We start from the raw sequence: 14963 nt of genomic DNA, 5'->3' as shown, positions 1-14963 counted from the left end.
CAATTTTTAAAAAACCTTAACAAAGCTTAAAAACAAAAAGGGGAGGCCTCGCGGCCTCCCCTCTTCTATATATAGCCTGTCGCGCAATCATTCAGCCTTGAGGGTGACCCGAGCGAACGACTTCTTGCCCGCCTGGCAGACATGGGTCGCGCCCAGGGCGAACATGAAATCACGCTCGACCACCGCGCCATCAACCTTGACGGCACCACCAGCAAGCAGATCCCGCGCCTGCGCAGAGTTCTTCACCAGTCCAGCGCGGTTCAGCACGGCAGCGATAGGCAGGTCTTCTACCGCAGCGACTTCGATCTCTGGCAGATCTTCCGGCAGCTCGCCATCCTTCATGCGATTACCTGCCGCACGATGGGCATTGGCCGCCGCCTCCTCGCCATGGAAGCGTGCAACGATCTCTTCCGCCAGCTTGATCTTGATGTCGCGCGGATTCGCGCCATTGGCAACATCGGCACGGAACTGCTCGATCTCTTCCATCGAGCGGAAGCTCAGCAGCTCGAAGTAACGCCACATCAGCGTATCCGGAATCGATACCAGCTTGCTGTACATCACGCCGGGCGCTTCCTGGATACCGACATAATTACCCAGCGACTTGGACATCTTCTTCACGCCATCGAGCCCTTCGAGCAGCGGCATGGTGACGATGTTCTGCGCTTCCTGACCATAGGCACGCTGCAGCTCGCGACCCATCAACAGGTTGAACTTCTGATCGGTGCCGCCCAGCTCGACATCAGCCTTGAGGGCTACCGAGTCATAACCCTGCACCAGCGGATAGAGGAACTCATGGATCGCGATCGGCTGGTTGGTGGTGTAGCGCTTGTCGAAGTCGTCACGCTCGAGCATGCGCGCGACCGTGTACTGCGAAGCCAGGCGAATGAAGTCGGCCGGGGTGAGCGAGTCCATCCAGGTGGAATTGAACGCCACCTCGGTCTTGGCGGGATCGAGGATCTTGAACACCTGCTGTTTATAGGTCTCGGCGTTCTCCAGCACCTGCTCGCGGGTCAGCGGCGGGCGAGTGGTGCTCTTGCCGCTCGGATCACCGATCATGCCGGTGAAGTCGCCGATCAGGAAGATCACCTGATGCCCCAGCTCCTGGAACTGACGCAGCTTGTTGATCAGCACCGTGTGCCCCAGGTGCAGGTCAGGCGCGGTTGGGTCGAAGCCCGCCTTGATGCGCAGTGGTTGGCCGCGCTTGAGCTTCTCCACCAGTTCCGACTCGACCAATACCTCTTCCGCACCGCGCTTGATAAGCGCCAGCTGCTCTTCAACCGACTTCATAGACAGACCCGCAACGCTAGGATTCAAGGGGAGCCAACCATACAAGATCGGCCATCAATTACAAGTTTCGCAAAGGAATGTGACCCGGACGACGCATCGAAACGTCTACGCGCCCTTGCGTGAGAATGGATTTGGTTATATTTTATACAGTTATTTCATCTTCATCATGTCATTCATCTTTTCCATTCCACTTTTTCAAAGTCACCTCACCTATGACCAACGAAACGCCTAAAGCGCCCCCGCTTTATCCGAAAAGCCATCTGTTGGCCGCCAGCGGCATCGCCGCTCTCCTCAGCCTGGCACTGCTGGTATTCCCTTCCAGCGAAGTCGAAGCCAAGAAAACCACCCTCAGCCTGGAGCTCGAAAGCCCGGCCGAACAGCTGAAGGACGAATCCCGAGCTGCCCCGCTGGTACAAGCCGAGCAGAACAGCGATTCGCCCTTCGCCCAGATCGAGGGTGACGAGGCAGACACCGCCAAGGCCGAGAGCAAACCCGAACCCGCCCCGGTAGCCAAGCAGGAAGACAAAGCCCCAGGCCATCGCGAAGTGGTCGTGTCCCGCGGCGATACGCTTTCCACCCTGTTCAACAAGGTCGGCCTGCCTGCCAATGCCGTCCATGACTTGCTCGCCAGCAACAAGCAGGCCAAGCAGTTCAGCCAGCTCAAGCATGGCCAGGTACTGCAGTTCGAGCTGGACAAGGATGGCCAACTGACCAGCCTGCACAGCAAGGTCAGCAATCTTGAAACCATCCGCCTGACCCGCACCGACAAAGGCTTCAGCTTCAATCGCGAGATCAGCAAGCCCGTCGTGCGCACAGCCTACGCCCACGGCGTGATCAAGAGCTCGCTGTCGGCCTCCGCCCAGCGCGCCGGCCTGTCCCACGGCATGACCATGGACATGGCTCGCATCCTCGGCTACGACATCGACTTCGCCCAGGACATCCGCCCTGGCGACGAGTTCGACGTGGTCTACGAACAGAAGGTGATGGACGGCAAGGTGGTCGGCACCGGCAACATTCTCTCTGCCCGCTTCACCAACCGCGGCAAGACCTACACCGCCGTGCGCTACACCAACAAGCAGGGCAACACCAACTACTACACCGCCGATGGCAACAGTCTGCGCAAGGCGTTCATCCGCACCCCGGTGGACTTCGCCCGCATCAGCTCGCGCTTCTCCGCCGGCCGCAAGCACCCGATCCTCAACAAGATTCGCGCGCACAAGGGTGTGGATTACGCCGCCCCGCGGGGTACACCGATCAAGGCCGCCGGTGACGGTCGCATCGAGCTGGCCGGGCGCCGCGGTGGTTACGGCAACACCGTGATCATTGCCCACGGCAACTCGTACAAGACACTTTACGGCCACATGCAGGGCTTCGCCAAAGGCATCAAGACCGGCAGCAGCGTGAAGCAGGGCCAGATCATCGGCTACATCGGCACTACCGGCCTGTCGACCGGCCCGCACCTGCACTACGAGTTCCAGGTCAATGGCGTACACGTCGACCCGCTGAGCCAGAAAGTGCCGATGGCTGACCCGATCGCCAAGTCCGAGCGCGCCCGCTTCAACCAGCAGAGCCAGCCCCTGATCGCCCGTATGGACCAGGAAAAGGCCACCCTGCTCGCTGCCAACAAGCGCTGAGCCCATGGCGCTCTACCTGGGGGTGATGTCCGGCACCAGCCTCGATGGCCTGGACATCGCCCTGATCGAACAGAACGAGCAGCTCCGGCTGCTCGCCACCCATTACATTCCCATGCCCGTCGACCTGCGCCAGGACCTTCTCGGCCTCTGCGCCAGCGGCCCTGACGAGATCGCCCGCGCGGCTCTTGCGGAAAACCGCTGGGCCACGCTGGCCGCGCAAGGCATCAATCACCTGCTGACTGCCCAGGGCCTCGCGCCAGGCGCGGTCCGTGCCATCGGCAGCCACGGCCAGACCGTTCGCCACGAGCCCGCCCGCGGCTTCACCGTGCAGATCGGCAATCCGGCCCTGCTGGCCGAGCTGACCGGCATTTGCGTGGTGGGAGACTTCCGCCGTCGCGATGTGGCCGCAGGCGGCCAGGGCGCTCCCCTGGTACCCGCGTTTCACGAGGCGCTGTTCGGCCACCTTGGCCAGCGGCTGGCGGTGTTGAATGTAGGGGGGTTCAGCAACCTGAGTCTGATCGAGCGAGACCAGCCGGTGCATGGTTTCGACTGCGGGCCGGGCAATGTGCTGCTGGATGCCTGGATCGAACGCAAGCGGGGCCAGGCATTCGATGCCAACGGCGCCTGGGCGGCCAGTGGCGTCGTTCGCCAGGACCTGCTGGGCGCACTCCTTGGCGATCCGTTCTTCGCTGGCAGCGGCCCGAAGAGTACTGGCCGCGAGGTGTTCAACCTGACTTGGCTGGACGCTCACCTCGCCCGGTTGCCCGCCCTACGCGACGAAGATGTCCAAGCAACCTTGCTGGAGCTTACGGCACGCAGCATTGTCGACTCGCTCCGCCAGGCCCAGGACGGTACCGAAGCGTTGCTGGTCTGTGGCGGCGGAGCCCGCAACGGTGCACTGATGGCCCGCCTGGCATCCCTGCTCCCGGCGACGCAGGTAACCAGTACCGCGGCACAGGGTGTGGATCCCGACTGGGTCGAGGCCATGGCCTTCGCCTGGCTGGCCCATTGCTGCCTGGAAGGCATTGCGGCCAACCGCCCAAGCGTGACCGCGGCAAGAGGCTTGCGCATTCTCGGCGCGATCTACCCCGCCTGACCCGGACGCAGAATGCAAAACGCCGCGCAATCGCGCGGCGTTTTGCATTGCAGTGCAGTACCCGCGATCAGATCGAGAACGACGAACCGCAACCGCAGGTAGTGCTGGCATTCGGGTTCTTGATCACGAAGCGCGAACCCTCCAGGCCTTCCTGGTAATCCACCTCGGCACCCGCCAGGTACTGGAAGCTCATCGGGTCGACGACCAGGGCCACGCCCTCGCGCTCGACGATGGTGTCGTCCTCGGCCACTTCCTCGTCGAAGGTGAAGCCGTACTGGAAGCCCGAGCAGCCGCCACCCGTCACGAACACACGCAGCTTCAGTCGATCGTTGCCCTCTTCGCTGACCAAGGTCTTCACCTTGTGCGCGGCCCCGGGGGTGAACTCCAAAGCCGTAGGGGTGAAGGTTTCGACGCTCATGTTGATTCTCCCGGCGCAGTGCCGCCATAAAACTCGATGGGGCGTATTATCCGCTTGTCCGAGAAAATCGGTCAAGAATTGTGCGGCTTTAGTCGCCCCCATGAAAAAGGCCCGCACTGAGCGGGCCCTGGCTGCGAATGCCGACTTACGGCAACAGACCGGCGTGGGACAGGCCCATGCGCTCGTTCAGGCCGAACAGGATGTTGAGGTTCTGTACCGCCTGGCCCGACGCGCCCTTGACCAGGTTGTCGATCACCGACAGCACCACCACCAGATCGCCGCCCTGCGGGCGGTGCACGGCGATCCGACAGACGTTGGCGCCCCGCACGCTGCGGGTTTCCGGATGGCTGCCGGCCGGCATCACGTCGACGAACGGCTCGTCGGCATAACGCTTCTCGAACAGCGCCTGCAGGTCGACCGAGGTGTCGGCTACCGTCGCGTACAGGGTGGCATGAATGCCACGGATCATCGGCGTCAAGTGCGGCACGAAGGTCAGGCCGATATCCTTGCCTGCAGCCTGGCGCAGGCCCTGGCTGATTTCCGGCAGGTGGCGGTGGCCTTTGACCGCGTAGGCCTTCATGCTTTCACCTGCCTCGCAGAACAGCGAACCCACGGCCGCGCCGCGCCCCGCACCGCTGACGCCCGACTTGCAGTCGGCGATCAGGCGAGATGGGTCGGCCAGGCCGGCCTCCAGCAGTGGCAGGAAGCCCAGCTGGGTAGCGGTCGGGTAGCAGCCCGGCACGGCGATCAGGCGGGCCTGGCGGATCTTCTCGCGGTTCACTTCCGGCAGGCCATAGACCGCATCCTGGAGCAGTTCGGGCGCGCCGTGCGGCTGGCCGTACCACTTGCCCCACTCGACAGCGTCCTGCAGTCGGAAGTCGGCGGACAGGTCGATGACCTTGGTCCCGGCCGCCAGAAGCTCGCCGGCCAGGGCGTGGGCGACGCCATGGGGCGTGGCGAAGAACACCACGTCACAGGCCGCGAGGGCCTTGCTGTCCGGCACGCTGAATGCCAGGCCGTCATAGTGGCCGCGCAGGTTCGGGTACATGTCGGCAACCGCCACGCCCGCCTCAGACCGCGAGGTGATGACCGCCACTTCGGCCTGTGGGTGCTGCGCCAGCAGACGCAGCAGTTCGACACCGGTGTAGCCCGTGCCGCCGACGATACCGACCTTGATCATGACGCTTGCCCCTTATCAACAAGACCACTGGAAAGCGCACGATAATAGGGGGCACAAGCGCCTGTAACAACTCTTCGGATGACCCTTCGTGGCCTTGACCCCTACTATCTGACGACCGTGAAAACCTGAAGGAACACCCCATGCTCTATCTATGGATCAAGGCGCTGCACATCGTCAGCGTGGTCTGCTGGTTCGCCGGCCTGTTCTACCTGCCGCGCCTGTTCGTCTACCACGCCCAGAGCCGGGACAACATCAGCCTCGAACGCTTCACCACCATGGAACGCAAACTGTACCGGGGCATCATGAACCCGGCGATGATCGCCACGTACGTGTTCGGCGGCTGGATGCTCTACCTCAACCCCGGCTGGTTGAGTCAGGGCTGGCTGCACGCCAAGCTCACCCTGGTAGTCCTGCTCACCGTCTACCATCACATGTGCGGCGCCCAGCGCAAGCGCTTCGCCGCCGGCACCAATACCCGCAGCCACGTCTACTACCGCTGGTTCAACGAAGTGCCGGTGCTGATCCTGCTGGGCATCGTAATTCTGGTGGTGGTCAAACCGTTCTGACGATATACAGCCGCTTACAGGAGTTTCGCCATGTCCCTGCCCGCCTCGCTCGAACAACGACTGCGCCTGCCCTTGGTGGCGGCGCCGATGTTCCTGATCTCCAACCCCGGGCTCGTGCTCGCCTGCTGCGCCAATGGTGTGGTGGGCAGCTTCCCGGCGCTGAACCAGCGCGACAGTGCCGGGTTCAAGGCATGGCTGGAGGAAATCGAGGCCGGCCTGGCGACACTGCAGGCGCCTGCTCCCTATGCGGTGAACCTGATCGTGCACCCGACCAACCCGCGCCTGCACGCCGATCTGGCGCTGTGCGTCGAGCACCGGGTGCCCATCGTCATCACCAGCCTTGGCGCCGTGAAGGAGGTCGTGGACGCCGTGCATGCCTATGGCGGCCTTGTGTTCCACGACGTGACGACCCGTCGACACGCGGAAAAAGCGGCAGAGGCCGGCGTCGACGGGTTGATCGCCGTGGCGGCCGGTGCCGGTGGCCATGCCGGGACCTGGAGCCCGTTTGCCCTGGTCGCGGAGATCCGCCAGTTCTTCGACAAGACCCTGCTGCTGGCGGGCTGCCTCAACCACGGGCATGAACTGCTGGCCGCACAATTGCTGGGCGCGGACCTGGGCTACATGGGCACGCGTTTCATCGCCACCCAAGAAAGCCAGGCTCAGGACGCGTACAAGGAAATGATCCTGGGGGCTGGCGCCGCCGATATCGTTCACACCCCTGCGGTGTCCGGGATTCCCGCCAGCTTCCTGCGCCGGAGCCTGGAACAGGCTGGCTACGATCTGGCGGCGCTCAAGAGCGGCCACGAGTCCGGCAAGCTCAAGCCGCTGGACGACGAAGCCAAGGCCTGGAAGACCGTCTGGTCCGCCGGCCAGGGTGTCGGCGAGATCCACGACCTGCCTTCGGCCGCCGAGCTGATCTCCCGCCTGCGAGGCGAGTACCAGGCCGCCCTGGAGCGTACCCAGCAGCTGCGCAGCAACGCCTTGTAGCAAATCGGCCAGGCTGTACACTAGGCGCCCCTTACGCCCCAGGAGCCTTGCATGACCCGTTACGCCATGATCACCGGAGCTTCCAGCGGCCTGGGCCTGGCCCTGGCGGAGGCCCTGGCACGGCGCGGGCGCAACCTGATCCTGGTGGCACGCCAGCGCGAAACGCTGGAGCCGGTGGCCATCGAACTGACCCAACGGTTTGGCGTCGAGGTGCTGTTCCGCGCCTGCGACCTCAGCCAGCCCTTGCGCCTGTCTGGCTTCGTGCTGGAACTGGAGGAAGGCGAACGGCGTATCGACCTGCTGGTCAACTGCGCCGGGGTGCGCACCTACGGGCCTTTCCTCGCTCACGAATGGGCTGACGAACAGGACCTGCTGGAGGTCAACATCCTCGCCCTGAGCCGGCTGTGCCACGCCATCGGCAACCTCATGGCCATACAGGGGGGCGGACAGATTCTCAACGTCGCTGGACTGGCCGGGGTTGCCCCCGGTCCCTGGATGGCCGCCTATGCCGCCAGCAAAGCCTATGTGCTGAGCTTTTCCGAAGCGTTGCGCGAAGAGCTTCGCCGTACCGGGATCAAGGTGTCCGTGCTGTGTCCGGGGCCGGTGCGCTCATCGAAACGTCGCATCCCCAGGCTCGATGACAGCGGCCGTTGCCCCAGCCCGGAGGAAATCGCCTTGTACACTGTTCGCGCGCTGGACAAGAACCGCGCCCTGATCACGCCGGGCCGGCGCAACCGCTGGCTGGCCTTCGCCCCGCGCCTGCTGCCGCGCTGGCTGGCACGCAAGCTGGCCGGGGTGATCCACCGCCGCTACTGCCCGGTCGGCATGGAATAGCCACTGGGCGAGCGGCAGCGGGCTCAGTACACTCAGGCCCGACACTCACCATGGAGCACGTGCTGTGGACGATTTATTCCTCAAAATCATCAACCGGGAGATCCCGGCGAAGATCATCTACGAAGACGACCAGGTCCTGGCCTTCCACGATATCGCCCCCCAGGCCCCGATTCATTTCCTGGTCATCCCGAAGAAACACATCCGCACCCTCAACGACCTGACCGAAGAGGACAAGGGCCTGGCCGGCCACATCCTGTTCACCGCCCAGCGCCTGGCCAAGGAGCTCGGCTGCGAGGAAGGCTTCCGCGTGGTGATGAACTGCAACGAGCAGGGCGGCCAGACGGTCTACCACATCCACATGCACGTGCTCGGCCAGCGCCAGATGCACTGGCCGCCGGGCTGATCCAAGGCAAGCCCGTCCAGGGGTATTGAGGTAGACTGTCGGGCATCACTTCAGCGGAGGTGCCCGATGGCTACCGAACGTCACTACTCGCCGCTCGACCGCTTGTTGCTGCAGGCCGATACCGCCATGCGCACCTTGCTGCCCTTCAGCGGCCAACCTTCCCGTCCCTCGCCGGCGATCATCCAGCCGGACGCCGAGCTCGACGAGCAGCAGACCCGCCACATCGCTGGCCTGATGCGCATCAACCACACCGGCGAAGTCTGCGCCCAGGCGCTCTACCAGGGCCAGGCCCTGACCGCCAAGCTGCCCCAGGTACGCAAGGCCATGGAGCATGCGGCGGAAGAAGAGATCGACCATCTGGCCTGGTGCGAGCAACGCATCCGCCAGCTCAACAGCCACCCCAGCGTGCTCAACCCACTGTTCTACGGCATGTCGTTCGGCATCGGCGCGCTCGCCGGCCTGGTCAGCGACAAGGTCAGCCTGGGCTTCGTCGCCGCCACCGAGCACCAGGTGTGCAAGCACCTCGACGAGCACCTGGAACAGATCCCCGAGAGCGACGGCAAGTCCCGCGCCATCCTCGAGCAGATGCGCGTCGATGAAGAGCAGCATGCCGAGTCCGCGCTGGAAGCGGGTGGCTACCGGTTCCCGGCCCCCGTGCGGTTCGGCATGAGCCTGCTGGCCAAGGTCATGACCAAGAGCACCTACCGCATCTGAGGCGCACACCATGGAACGCTTCGACGCCAGGGACCTGGCACGCGCAGTGAGTGCCGGCGTGCTGCAGCCAGGACAGGATCGGGCCCTGTTGGACTTCCTGCGCCAGCAACCGGAAAACCGTGGCAGCTTCCAGCTGGCCCACGTCGCGTTCTATTTCGGCGCCCTGCTGATCATGGGTGCCATGGGCTGGCTGCTCACCGAGGCCTGGATGCGCATCGGCGACAGCGCGCTGCTGATCATCGCGCTGGCCTATATCGCCGGGCTCACCGTGTTTGCCCTGTCCCTGCAGCGTCGCGAACAACCCATCGCCGCGGGCGTGCTGGCGGCCGTGGCGGTGAGCATCGTGCCGCTGGCGGTCTTCGCCATCGAACGGCTGGTCGGCTGGTGGCCGATGGACGATGCACAGGGCGACTATCACCAGTACTACACCTACGTGCAGGGCGGCTGGCTGGCCATGGAAGCGGCGACGGTGGTTGCCGGGCTGCTGATGCTACGGTTGATCCCCTTTCCCTTCATCGTCATGCCGATCGCCGTGGCGCTGTGGTTCATGTCCATGGACCTCAGCGAATGGATCCATGGCGACCTGTTCAGCTGGGAGCAACGGCGCACGGTGTCGCTGTGGTTCGGCCTGGGCTTGCTGCTGGTGTTCGTCGTGATCGATGGGCGCACCCGTCGGGACTATGCCTTCTGGGGCTACCTGGCCGGCCTGGCGGCGTTCTGGGGTGGACTGACGATGATGGACAGCGCCAGCGAGTGGGGCAAATTCCTCTACTGCCTGATCAACCTGGCGTTGATGGGCCTGGCCGTGCTGCTGCGGCGGCCAATGTTCATGGTGTTCGGGGCGATGGGCGTGGCCGCGTATCTTGGCTATCTGTCCTATGAGGTGTTTGCCGATTCGCTGCTGTTCCCGGTGGTGCTGACCTTGATCGGCCTGGGCGTGATCGCGCTGGGGCTGCAGTACCAGAAGCGCCGCGAACGACTCAGCGAATCGCTGCAAGCGAAGCTGCCGCAGTGGTTGCGGGACGCGTTGCCGGCGTTGCGCCACTGATCGTCCGAGGCCGGCATCGCGGGGCAAGCCCGCTCCCACTGTGGAAGCGGGCTTGCCCCGCGATCGTTTTCAAGCCAGCTCGATGATTTCGTAGCCGTGGGTGATTTCCACACCCGCGCGATCCAGCATGATCGATGCCGAGCAATACTTCTGCGCCGACAGCTCCACCGCGCGCTTGACCTGCGCGTCCTTCAGCCCACGGCCTTTGACCACGAAGTTCAGATGGATCTTGGTGAACACCTTGGGGTCTTCGCTGGCGCGCTCGGCTTCCAGGAAGGCTTCGCAACTCTCCACGGCCTGACGCGACTTCTTGAGAATGCTGACCACATCGAAGCTGCTGCAGCCACCGAGGCCGAGCAGGAGCATCTCCATCGGGCGCACGCCCAGATTGCGGCCCCCGGCTTCGGGCGGGCCGTCCATCACCACGACATGGCCGCTCCCCGACTCGCCGAGGAACATCGCTTCACCGGCCCACTGGATGCGTGCCTTCATCTATCCGGACTCCCGATTTCGTAAAAGGGTGTCAGCTTAGACCTTGTGAGGCTGTCGGAAAAGCTCAAGGCGCGTCGCTTTTGTGCCGATTAGAAGGGCAGTGTCTGATAAGCTGGCGCCAAATGACTGGCGCTTCTCGTCAGACAATCTATACAAAAGCCAATGCGTCGCATCGAACAGGATTTCGTGATGGTTGCCTCAGCCCTTCCCCCCAAGATCAAGAACATCGACAAGCTCCTGGCGCACTGCCAGCGCCGCCGTTATGCCGCCAAGAGCAACATCATCTGCGCAGGTGACCGGGCGGAAACCTTGTCGTTCATCGTCAAAGGCTCGGTGACCATCCTGATCGAGGACGACGACGGTCACGAAATGATCATCGCCTACCTCAACAGCGGCGACTTCTTCGGCGAACTGGGCCTGTTCGAGCCCGCAGGTCAGGAACACCAGCGCAGCGCCTGGGTGCGGGCCAAGACCGAATGCGAAGTGGCCGAGATCAGCTACGACAAGTTCCGCGAGCTGGGCCGGCAAGACCCGGAAATCCTCTACGCCCTCGGTGCCCAGATGGCCCAGCGTCTGCGCAATACCACCCGCAAGGTGGGCGACCTGGCCTTCTTCGACGTCACCGGCCGCGTCGCCCGCTGCCTGCTCGACCTGTGCAAGCAACCGGACGCCATGACCCACCCCGACGGCATGCAGATCAAGATCACCCGCCAGGAAATCGGCCGTATCGTCGGCTGCTCGCGCGAAATGGTCGGCCGTGTGTTGAAGGATCTCGAAGAGCGCAGCCTGGTGCAGGTCAAGGGCAAGACCATGGTGGTCTACGGCACGCGTTAGTCCCTGGGCAGCGCCGCGATCACCTCGGCGTACGCCTGCGACAGGCGCTCGAACCAGGGCGCGGCGGGCGCCACCTCATGCAACGCGATGTGGCTATCGGCACGGCAGCGCTGCTCCAGCCCGCAACACTCGTTGAAGCGGTTGACCGCCGCGACCATCGACTCGCGCTGGTTGTCGAGCAACAGCGCACCATGCACCAGCACCACCGGACGCTTGCCGCCCAGTCCCTGGCGCCAGCGCTGGGCCGTGCCGACCAGCTTGCGACCGTTGAGATTGACGTTATAGCGCCCGTCGCAGAACGCACCGTCGATCTCCCCCACCGAAGCGACCCCGCCCCAATCGCGCAGCACATCGCACAAGGGCAGGCACAGCCGCTCGTAGGCGTTCTCGATGCGCCCATGGTCGCCTTCGCTACGCGGCGCCACGTAAACCAAGGCCACATTCACCGTCGCATGGGACTGCGGCACCGGTTCGCCGCCGGTCTCGCGCAGCAGCACCGGCCAGCCGGCAATCGCCAGCTCGGCGCAGGCGGCCTCGAAGTTGTCCAACCGGCTCATGCGGCGCGGCATGACCAGGGCATGATCGGTCGGACGCCAGAACAGCACGCCGGATTCGCGCTCGCCACGGCAGACGGCGGCCAGCAGGTCCTGTTCGGCATGCAGGCCCTGCTCCACGGTGAGGGCCAGGGGTTGATCGGTCATTGATCCACCTATGATGTTGGATTCTCTGGCCTTTTTGCGGGTTTACCCGCGAAAAGGCCGGAACAGGCATACAAAAAAGCCGGCAACAATTGCCGGCTCCCTGTTCGATCAGTCCAGTTGCTGAACGGTCTTCTTCACCTGGTCGGGGAAGAACAGCCGCTGCAGCTCCAACCCAGGCTGCTCGGCGCGCATGAACGCCTCGCCGACCAGGAACGAATACACCTCGTTGATTTCCATCAGCTCGACATCGGCCCGATTGAGGATGCCGCTCTCGGTAATCGCCAGGCGATCGCGGGGGATGCGCGGCAACAGGTCGAGCGTGGTGTCGAGGCTGACCTCGAAGGTGTGCAGGTTGCGATTGTTGACCCCGACCAGCGGCGTGTCGAGGGTCTTCAGCGCACGCTCCAGCTCATCGCCGTCATGCACTTCGACCAACACGTCGAGGCCGACATCCTTGGCGGTAGCGGCCAGCTCGGCCATCTTCACATCGTCCAGGGCCGAAACGATCAGCAGGACGCAGTCGGCGCCGAGCGCGCGAGCTTCGACGATCTGGTATGGATCGACCATGAAGTCCTTGCGGATCACCGGCAGTGCAACCGCTGCGCGAGCCTGCTGCAAGTAGAGATCCGCGCCTTGGAAGTAATCCACGTCGGTCAGCACCGACAGGCAGGTCGCACCGCCCTTCTCGTAGCTGACGGCGATATCCGCCGGGACGAAGTTCTCGCGGATCACGCCTTTGCTCGGCGATGCCTTCTTGATCTCGGCGATCACCGCCGGCTTCTTGCGCTTGGCCTGTTCGATCAGGGCATTGGCAAAGCCACGCGGTGCATCGGCCGCCTTGGCCAGGCGCTCCAGCTCGCCGAGGCTGACCCGCGCGCTGCGCTCGGCCACTTCCTGGAACTTGCGGGCGATGATCCTTTCCAGAACCGTGGGTACACTCATGCTTCGTTCTCCACCTTGAATACCGCGGTAAAGGCGCCCAGCTCCTGCAGCTTCTCCCAGGCCAGCCCGGTGTGCAGGACATCGTGGGCCAGTTCCACACCCTGGGCCAGGGTCATCGCATGGTCGGCGGCGTACAGCGCGGCACCGGCGTTGAGCACGATCATCTCGGCGGCCTTCTGGCCGTTCTCGGTCTTGCGCCGGCCCAGGGCGTCACGAATCAAATCCAGCGACGCTTGCGGACCTTCGACTGCCAGCCCGTGCAGACTCTGGCTCTTCATGCCGAGGTCTTCCGGCTCGACCCAATACTCGGTGATCTGGTCATTCTTCAGTTCGGCGACGAAGGTCGGCGCAGCGAGGCTGAACTCGTCCAGGCCGTCCTTGGAGTGCACCACCAGCACATGCTTGCTGCCCAGACGCTGCAGCACCTCGGCCAACGGGCGGCACAGGGCCTGGGTGAACACGCCGACCACCTGGTGCTTCACACCGGCCGGATTCGTAAGCGGGCCAAGCATGTTGAACAAGGTGCGCAGCCCCAGGTCGCGGCGCGGGCCGGCGGCGTGCTTCATGGCGCTGTGGTGGGTCTGGGCGAACATGAAACCGATGCCGAGGCTGTCGATGCAGCGGGCCACCTGGACCGGGGTCAGGTTGAGGTAGATGCCGGCGGCCTCCAGCAGGTCGGCACTGCCGCTCTTGCCAGACACCGCGCGGTTGCCGTGCTTGGCCACGGTGCAACCCGCCGCCGCCAGGACGAAGGCCGAAGCGGTGGAGACGTTGAAGATATTGGCCCCGTCGCCACCGGTACCGACGATGTCGACCACGCCATCGAGGCTCTTGAGCTCGACCTTGTCGGCCAGCTCGCGCATCACCGACACGGCGCCGACGATCTCGTCGATGCTCTCGCTCTTCATGCGCATGCCCATCAGGAAGGCGCCGATCTGCGCCTCGCTGCACTGGCCCGTCATGATCTGGCGCATCACGTCGCGCATTTCCTCGGTAGACAGGTCCAGGTGGCCGACGATGCGGCTCAAAGCGGTCTTGATATCCATGATCGATCCTTAGCGGCGGCCGCCGGTCTGCTTGAGGAAGTTGGCGAACAGCTCGTGGCCCTGCTCGGTGAGGATGGACTCTGGGTGGAACTGTACCCCTTCGATGTTCAGCGTCTTGTGACGCAGGCCCATGATTTCGTCGACGGCGCCGTCCTCATGCGCAGTCCAGGCAGTCACTTCCAGGCAGTCCGGCAGGGTGTCGCGCTTGACCACCAGCGAGTGGTAACGCGTCACGGTCAGCGGATTGTTCAGGCCGGCGAACACGCCCAGGTCACGGTGGAACACCGGGCTGGTCTTGCCGTGCATCACCTGGCGCGCGCGCACCACGTCACCGCCAAAGGCCTGGCCGATGGACTGGTGGCCGAGGCATACGCCGAGAATCGGCAACTTGCCGGCGAAGTGCAGGATGGCCTCGATGGAGACACCGGCCTCGCTCGGAGTGCACGGGCCTGGAGAGACGACGATGCGCTCGGGGTTCAGGGCTTCGATCTGGGCGATGGTCATCTCGTCATTGCGAATGACCTTGACCTCGGCACCCAGCTCGCCGAGGTACTGCACGACGTTGTAGGTGAAGGAGTCGTAATTGTCGATCATCAGTAACATTTGCAACGAACCTCTTGAATACTGACTTTTGATTCGAGCCTTCCACTGCCGATCGCGGGCGCGGGCAGTTGCGCACAAGGCGGCAGATGGAGCGAAGGAAGGCAAACGGGGACGGGCCGGGCGAGCGCCGGCAGGGGAAAAGTCAGGCGCGCCAACGCCAACGGGCGACGGCCTTGAT

At 64.0% G+C, this 14963-nt stretch carries 17 protein-coding genes; 9 read left to right on the top strand and 8 right to left on the bottom strand.

The window, feature by feature from the left end; all coding sequences use genetic code 11:
- Positions 1 to 87: 87 nt before the first annotated feature.
- On the bottom strand, positions 88 to 1287 hold the full coding sequence (tyrS, locus tag N7422_RS06655; protein WP_279805759.1) for a tyrosine--tRNA ligase: 1200 nt from the start codon (positions 1285 to 1287) through the stop codon (positions 88 to 90).
- A gap of 212 nt (positions 1288 to 1499) precedes the next feature.
- Between tyrS and N7422_RS06650 the strand changes: the two genes are divergently transcribed.
- Positions 1500 to 2921: a peptidoglycan DD-metalloendopeptidase family protein gene (locus N7422_RS06650; RefSeq protein ID WP_279805758.1), complete on the top strand. Its 1422-nt coding sequence runs from the start codon at positions 1500 to 1502 to the stop codon at positions 2919 to 2921.
- 4 nt (positions 2922 to 2925) lie between these two features.
- A complete protein-coding gene (locus N7422_RS06645) occupies positions 2926 to 4017 on the top strand; it encodes an anhydro-N-acetylmuramic acid kinase (RefSeq protein WP_279805757.1) in 1092 nt (363 codons plus the stop codon).
- A 67-nt stretch (positions 4018 to 4084) separates the two neighbouring features.
- Here the strand turns inward: N7422_RS06645 and erpA are convergent, their stop codons facing one another.
- Positions 4085 to 4435 carry an iron-sulfur cluster insertion protein ErpA gene (erpA, locus tag N7422_RS06640; protein WP_279805756.1) on the bottom strand — a complete coding sequence of 117 codons (351 nt, stop codon included), beginning with the start codon at positions 4433 to 4435 and terminating at the stop codon, positions 4085 to 4087.
- A gap of 145 nt (positions 4436 to 4580) precedes the next feature.
- Positions 4581 to 5615 carry an N-acetyl-gamma-glutamyl-phosphate reductase gene (gene argC / locus N7422_RS06635; protein WP_279805755.1) on the bottom strand — a complete coding sequence of 345 codons (1035 nt, stop codon included), beginning with the start codon at positions 5613 to 5615 and terminating at the stop codon, positions 4581 to 4583.
- A 140-nt stretch (positions 5616 to 5755) separates the two neighbouring features.
- On the opposite strand from argC, the gene hemJ reads away from it, so the two are divergent.
- From hemJ to N7422_RS06605, 6 genes are all read left to right on the top strand, one after another.
- Positions 5756 to 6181: a protoporphyrinogen oxidase HemJ gene (hemJ, locus tag N7422_RS06630; protein ID WP_279805754.1), complete on the top strand. Its 426-nt coding sequence runs from the start codon at positions 5756 to 5758 to the stop codon at positions 6179 to 6181.
- 30 nt (positions 6182 to 6211) lie between these two features.
- Positions 6212 to 7168, top strand: a complete 957-nt coding sequence (locus N7422_RS06625) for a nitronate monooxygenase family protein (protein ID WP_279805753.1) — start codon at positions 6212 to 6214, stop codon at positions 7166 to 7168.
- Positions 7169 to 7219: 51 nt separating this feature from the next.
- Positions 7220 to 8002: an SDR family oxidoreductase gene (locus tag N7422_RS06620; RefSeq protein WP_279805752.1), complete on the top strand. Its 783-nt coding sequence runs from the start codon at positions 7220 to 7222 to the stop codon at positions 8000 to 8002.
- Positions 8003 to 8066: 64 nt separating this feature from the next.
- The gene (locus tag N7422_RS06615) at positions 8067 to 8405 is read left to right on the top strand and encodes a histidine triad nucleotide-binding protein (protein ID WP_279805751.1); all 339 of its coding nucleotides are present in this window, start codon (positions 8067 to 8069) and stop codon (positions 8403 to 8405) included.
- A gap of 66 nt (positions 8406 to 8471) precedes the next feature.
- Entirely contained in the window at positions 8472 to 9119 is a 648-nt protein-coding gene (gene coq7, locus N7422_RS06610) for a 2-polyprenyl-3-methyl-6-methoxy-1,4-benzoquinone monooxygenase (RefSeq protein WP_279805750.1), read from the top strand.
- Positions 9120 to 9129: 10 nt separating this feature from the next.
- Positions 9130 to 10167: a DUF2157 domain-containing protein gene (locus N7422_RS06605; RefSeq protein ID WP_279805749.1), complete on the top strand. Its 1038-nt coding sequence runs from the start codon at positions 9130 to 9132 to the stop codon at positions 10165 to 10167.
- A 69-nt stretch (positions 10168 to 10236) separates the two neighbouring features.
- Here N7422_RS06605 and N7422_RS06600 read toward each other — a convergent pair whose 3' ends face one another.
- On the bottom strand, positions 10237 to 10659 hold the full coding sequence (locus tag N7422_RS06600; RefSeq protein ID WP_279805748.1) for an OsmC family protein: 423 nt from the start codon (positions 10657 to 10659) through the stop codon (positions 10237 to 10239).
- Between the two features lie 189 nt (positions 10660 to 10848).
- On the opposite strand from N7422_RS06600, the gene crp reads away from it, so the two are divergent.
- Complete coding sequence (crp, locus tag N7422_RS06595; RefSeq protein ID WP_279805747.1) at positions 10849 to 11493, top strand: cAMP-activated global transcriptional regulator CRP; 645 nt, start codon at positions 10849 to 10851, stop codon at positions 11491 to 11493.
- On the opposite strand, the gene N7422_RS06590 is transcribed toward crp, so the two are convergent.
- The 4 genes from N7422_RS06590 to N7422_RS06575 all read right to left on the bottom strand — a co-directional run bounded on the left by N7422_RS06590 (position 11490) and on the right by N7422_RS06575 (position 14785).
- Positions 11490 to 12194 (bottom strand): lipoate--protein ligase family protein, encoded by a 705-nt coding sequence (locus tag N7422_RS06590; RefSeq protein ID WP_279805746.1) that lies wholly within the window; start codon positions 12192 to 12194, stop codon positions 11490 to 11492. The two genes, crp and N7422_RS06590, sit on opposite strands and share 4 nt — an antisense overlap.
- Before the next feature lie 108 nt (positions 12195 to 12302).
- Positions 12303 to 13136 carry an indole-3-glycerol phosphate synthase TrpC gene (gene trpC / locus N7422_RS06585; RefSeq protein WP_279805745.1) on the bottom strand — a complete coding sequence of 278 codons (834 nt, stop codon included), beginning with the start codon at positions 13134 to 13136 and terminating at the stop codon, positions 12303 to 12305.
- Entirely contained in the window at positions 13133 to 14182 is a 1050-nt protein-coding gene (trpD, locus tag N7422_RS06580) for an anthranilate phosphoribosyltransferase (protein ID WP_279805744.1), read from the bottom strand. The genes trpC and trpD overlap by 4 nt, the downstream gene beginning before the upstream one ends.
- Positions 14183 to 14191: 9 nt before the next feature.
- On the bottom strand, positions 14192 to 14785 hold the full coding sequence (locus tag N7422_RS06575) for an aminodeoxychorismate/anthranilate synthase component II (RefSeq protein WP_279805743.1): 594 nt from the start codon (positions 14783 to 14785) through the stop codon (positions 14192 to 14194).
- Between the last annotated feature and the right edge of the window lie 178 nt (positions 14786 to 14963).

Source organism: Pseudomonas sp. GD04091 (assembly GCF_029836165.1).
Classification (GTDB): Bacteria; Pseudomonadota; Gammaproteobacteria; order Pseudomonadales; family Pseudomonadaceae; genus Aquipseudomonas.
Note: the sequence above shows the minus strand (reverse complement) of the source record. Positions and strands in the feature narration are given on the sequence as shown.